This is a genomic window from Kitasatospora sp. NPDC051984, from assembly GCF_044593455.1.
Classification (GTDB): domain Bacteria; phylum Actinomycetota; class Actinomycetes; order Streptomycetales; family Streptomycetaceae; genus Kitasatospora.
This window is the reverse complement of the sequence record NZ_JBIUCB010000057.1, coordinates 1-4,777: the sequence shown is the minus strand read 5'-3', so window position 1 is coordinate 4,777 and position 4,777 is coordinate 1. Positions and strand designations below refer to the sequence as shown.

Here is a 4,777-nt window from a genome sequence, read left to right as displayed (position 1 = left end):
GCGACGCGTTGCTGCTGGCCGCCGGAGAGTTCGGCGGGGCGGCGGTGGCCGAGTTCGGCGATGTCCAGGGCCTCCAGGAGTTCGGTGACGCGGCCTTGCTGGCGTTTGGCGGCTCGGTGGCCGGAGCGGAGTTGCATCGGCAGGGCGACGTTCTGGGCGGCGGTGAGGAAGGGGAGAAGGTTGCGGGCGGTCTGCTGCCAGATGAAGCCGACCACCTCGCGGCGGTAGCTCAGCCGGTCCTTGGGGGTCATGGTGAGGAGGTCGCGGCCGGCGACGGTGGCGTTGCCGGCGGTGGGGGTGTCGAGTCCGGCGAGCACGTTCAGCAGGGTGGATTTGCCGCTGCCGGAGGCGCCGACGAGGGCTACGAGGTCGCCCTGGTCGACGGTGAGGTCGAGGCCTTGGAGGGCTTGGACCTCGATGCCGTCGGTGCTGAAGATCCGGACCAGTCGTTCGCAGCTGATCGCGACGTCGGTTCGGACGGTCCGGGGTGCGGAGGCGGCGAGGGCCTTGGTGCGGAGCTCGTCCAGGCTCGGGGGCGGAGTGCTCATGGGGTGTCTCCCGCTCGTAGCTCGGTGGTGATCTGGCGGCGGGCGGTGACGGCGGCCTCGGCCAGCACCGCGAGGGCGGCCAGCAGGGCCAGCCCGACGGCCTGTTGAAGGATCGGTGCGGCGGTGAGCCGCAGTCCGGTGGGGGTGTCGGCGCCGACGAGTGGGGCGAGGTCGACGGCGGGGCCGAGCAGCAGGACGCCGCACACGGCCGTGAGTGCCCCGCCGAGGGCGGCGACCAGGGACTGCGGCAGTGCCTCGGTGAGGATCAGCGCCAGCCCCTGCCGGGGCCGCAGGCCCATGGTGCGCAGCCGGGCCAGGGTCGCGGCGCGTTCGGGGCCGGCGCGGAACAGCGTGAGCAGGACGGAGAGCACCGCGAACAGCGCGGTGGCGCCGACCGAGACCCAGAACATCCGCTCGGCCGAGGCCTGCAGCGGGTCGTCGCCGAGGTTCGCGGTGTCGGCGGTGCGGGTCCGCACCACGTGGCCCGGCTGGTCGCCGGTGGCCGCCGGCCCGAGGTACTGGGCGGCCAGGGCGCGCACGGCGGCGTCGTCGATGTTTCCGATCGCCAGCCACTTCTTCGGGGCGCCGAACCGGGGCAGCAGGTCGGTGGCCGCGCCGAGCGGCAGCACCACGGTGGTGTTCTCGGCGCCGTTGAAGGCGGGGGTGCCGTCGGCGACGGCGACGGTGTGGATCGTGACCGCCTCGCCGCCCGCCAGCCGGAGGTTGAAGGTGCCGTTCGGCAGGTCGCTGCTGACCAGGGCGGGCATCGAGTTGTCCGGTTGGGCGGTGAAGACCGCCGGGTCGAACCGGCCCCGCCCGGCGATGTCGGCGAGTTTCGCGTACTTGACCGGGTCGGCCACCAGCACGTTGACCCGGGCCGAATAGCCGTTGCCGAACGTCAGCGTCACGTCGTCGTCGGTCCAGACCGGCAGGGAGACGTCCACGCCGGGCAGCCGGTCGGCGGCGGAGAGGAAGGCGTCCGGCAGCGCGCTGCCCAACGGGGCGTCGACCTGGGCGTCGCCGCCGATGTTGTACCGGGCGGCCGTGGCGCGCTTGCCGGCCACCGAGCTCAGCACGGTGGCGCCGACCGCGCCGCAGGTCACCGCCAGCACCAGGGCGAGCAGCGGCAGCACCGAGGGACGCGAGCGCGGGCCGCCGCTGCCGCGGGCGGCGCGGGCCAGGCCGAGGAAGCCGATGGCGCCGGGCCACCGCCCGGACCAGCGGGCCAGCAGCCCGATCACGACGGGCTGGATCCGGGCCAGCAGCAGCGCGCCGGTCAGCGCGAGCAGCAGCGGGGCGGCCACCAGCAGCAGGTCCACCCCTTCGCCGGCCGGGGCCACCCCGCGCCGGACGACCTGGGTGACGGCGGCCGCGGTGGTGGCCAGCACGGCGAGTTCGGCCATCAGGCGGCGGCGTCCGGAGAAGCCGCTGCCGGCCTTGTCGCGGAGCAGCAGCGCCGCCCGGACCGGGAAGGCCAGCAGGGCGAGCAGGGTCACCGAGCCGGCCGCGACGGCGGCGGGCAGCCAGCGAGGGGTGGGCAGCAGGGTGAAGGCGAGCAGCGCGCCGAGTGCGGAGGCCGGCAGCACGGTCAACGCGCTTTCGCCGAGCAGCCGTTGGAAGATCCCGCGGACTCCGGCACCGCGGGCCAGCAGCAATCGCAGCTCGGCCGTGCGCCGTTCGGTGCTCAGTGCCGCGGCGAGGCAGAGCACCACGGCGGCGACCCCGGCGGCACCGGCGGGGCCGACCTCGGCGAGCGAGTCGATGGCCCGCTGCCGCTTCAGGGCGCGGTCGATCATGGTGCGCAGCTGGGAGGTGATCCGGACGTTCTCCCGTGCGAGGGCGTTGGTCATCTTGATGGAGACCGGCCCTGCGGTGACCGCGGCGAGGTCGTAGGAGGTCTGTTGGAGCCGGTCGGCCCGCAGCTCGTCCACCCGCACCGGCAGCCGCCAGTAGTCCTCGGCCCCGTGGCCCCAGGTGGCCACCAGCGGCGCGGCCTCGGGGCCGGTCAGCGCGACGGCGTACCAGTACGGGAACGGGGGTTCCCCCGGGCCGCTGCCGGGGGTGAGGTTCAGGCACGCCTTGAGCGCGCAGCCGATCTCGGCCCAGAACGGGTCCGACGGGTCGTCGACGGTGTACAGGCCGACCACCCGGACCTGCTGGGGTGGCGGCGGGCCGGTGCGGTCCATCACCGACCGGCCGCCGTCGTACACCGAGCCGAGCCGGAGTCCGAGGGTCCTGGCGGCGGCCTCCGACACGGCGATGGGGATCGGCTCGCTCTCCGTGGCGGCGCCCGGCCACTGACCGGAGGTCAGCTTCAGGTGCTCGCGCGCCCCGTGCTGGTACTGCACGGCGATCTCGGGCGGGACGCTGTCGGGGCGGGTCAGCGGGGGCTCGCCCGGCGCGTCGGCCATCGAACGCGGCTGGGTGCCCCGGCGTCCGTAGACCGGGCCGCTCGGGTCGAGCGGGAGCACCGGGCCGACGGATTGGGCGAGTCGGCCCGCGGCGAGGTCGAGCACTTGCGCCGGGTCGATCGCCCGGGAAACGGGGGCGGCGACCTGCACGCCGGTGGCGGCCGGACCGGCCGTGCGCAGGTAGCTGCGCAGCGCGCCGTCAGCGCCGCGGTCCTTGGCCAGGGGCAGCGCGGCGGACAGGAAGACCACGGTGAACGCCAGGGCGGCGGCGAGCAGGGCCGCCAGTGGCGCGGCGCGCAGCCGGGTGCGGACCCAGGGAGCCGGGGTGCTCAATTGTCCTCCACGAACCGGAGCCGGGCGCCCACGTCCCGGCGGCGACCGCCGACCAGGAAGGCGGACAGCAGGGGCAGGGCGGCGGTCCCGGCCGCCAAGGCCAGCGTCTGGCCGAGCGGCAGCCCGACCAGGACCCCGGGAACCGGCGGGCGGGCCGCCGGGGTGAGCACTACCAGTGGCACCACCAGGTGGACCAGGACCGTTCCGAGCAGCAGCCCGACGCCGGTGCCGATGCCGACCAGCACGACCTGTTCGGCGGTGGCGGTGCGCCGCAGCAGCCGTCGGGGCGTGCCGAGGGCGAGCAGTACGGCCGATTCGCCGGCCCGTTCGCTCGCCGAGGCGGCCGCGGCGGCGGCGAAGCCGATGGTGGCGAGGACGGCGGCGGCCACCGCCAGCGCGGCCAGCGCGCTCTGCGGGGCGGCGCTCAGCGGGTCGCCGGAATGGGCGGCGGCGTCCTCCTCGCGGAGGGTCAGCTGCTGGGCGGTCGGTCCGGCGCGCAGGGCGGCGGCGGCCTCGGCGGGGGTGCGGTCGCCGGGGCCGGTGGCGGGCAGCCACCACTCGTTGACGGGCGGGACCTGGGCGCCCCGCTCGGTCAGCCAGCGGTGGGTGCCGGCCAGGTCGAGCAGCAGGCCGGTGTCGCCGTACACGGGCAGCGCCTCGACCTGGTCGGTGATCCGCACCGGCATGCTGGTGCTGCCGAGCTGGACCTTGATCAGGTCGCCGACCTTGGCGCCGGAGTCCGTCAGATAGGTGCGGGTGGCCAGGGCCTTGACCTCGGGGCCGGACCCGGTGTCGCCAGGGGGGAGCACCAGGGCGCGAATGGCGTCGTGCCGGGCCGAGTTGCCGGATGCGTTCGAGGTGTAGGAGACGGTCGGCAGCCGGTTCCCGGCGGGGTCGTCGGTCACCCGGGCCGCGGAGCCGTCCGCGGCGCTCCAGGATCCGGCGGGCGCGGGGACGGGTGTGGCCGGTCCGGCTGCGGTGTCGGAGACGGCCAGTTGTCGGATCGTCAGTTCGTTGGTGGTGAAGCCCGTGCTGGAGCCGTACGTCAGCTCGAAGCCGGTCAGGCTGAGCGGCGCGGCGATCGAGCCGAGCGGGGCGGCGGTCTGCGGACCGAGGTCGACCGAGACGGTGGCCTCGCCCTGGTTCGGGAGCTGCGGCATCAGGATGCGGTAGGCCGCGCCGAAGCCGTCCCGCAGGTTCAGCCAGACGAAGGGCGCCGCCGGCTGCGGCATCCACTCGGGGAGCGGGAGGCCGACGCCGATCCGGACTGCCACGGTCAGGTCGATCCGGGCCGGTTTTCCGGGCAGCTCGAGGCCGGCCGGCTGCGGTTCGGCCAGCGGCGCGAACAGCTCGGTGGCGGGCCGGCCGCCGAACAGGTCGGGCCGGACGCGCAGTTCGGTGGCGGCGCGGGCGGTGTCGGTGAGCAGCACCCGGCCCCGCTTGTCGCCCGGGAGCCACTGGTCGAACTCGGCGACCGGCAGCAGC

General features: G+C 75.5%; 3 protein-coding genes. All 3 read right to left on the bottom strand.

Annotated features, from left to right (window positions below; genetic code table 11):
• A partial coding sequence (locus ACIHEI_RS37400) for an ABC transporter ATP-binding protein (RefSeq protein WP_396609982.1) occupies positions 1-548 on the bottom strand: 548 nt, incomplete at its 3' end.
• Entirely contained in the window at positions 545-3,292 is a 2,748-nt protein-coding gene (locus tag ACIHEI_RS37395) for a hypothetical protein (RefSeq protein WP_396609981.1), read from the bottom strand. The genes ACIHEI_RS37400 and ACIHEI_RS37395, both read right to left, overlap by 4 nt.
• Positions 3,289-4,777: FtsX-like permease family protein (locus ACIHEI_RS37390; RefSeq protein ID WP_396609980.1), on the bottom strand; the 1,489-nt coding region annotated here is incomplete at its 5' end. The genes ACIHEI_RS37395 and ACIHEI_RS37390, both read right to left, overlap by 4 nt.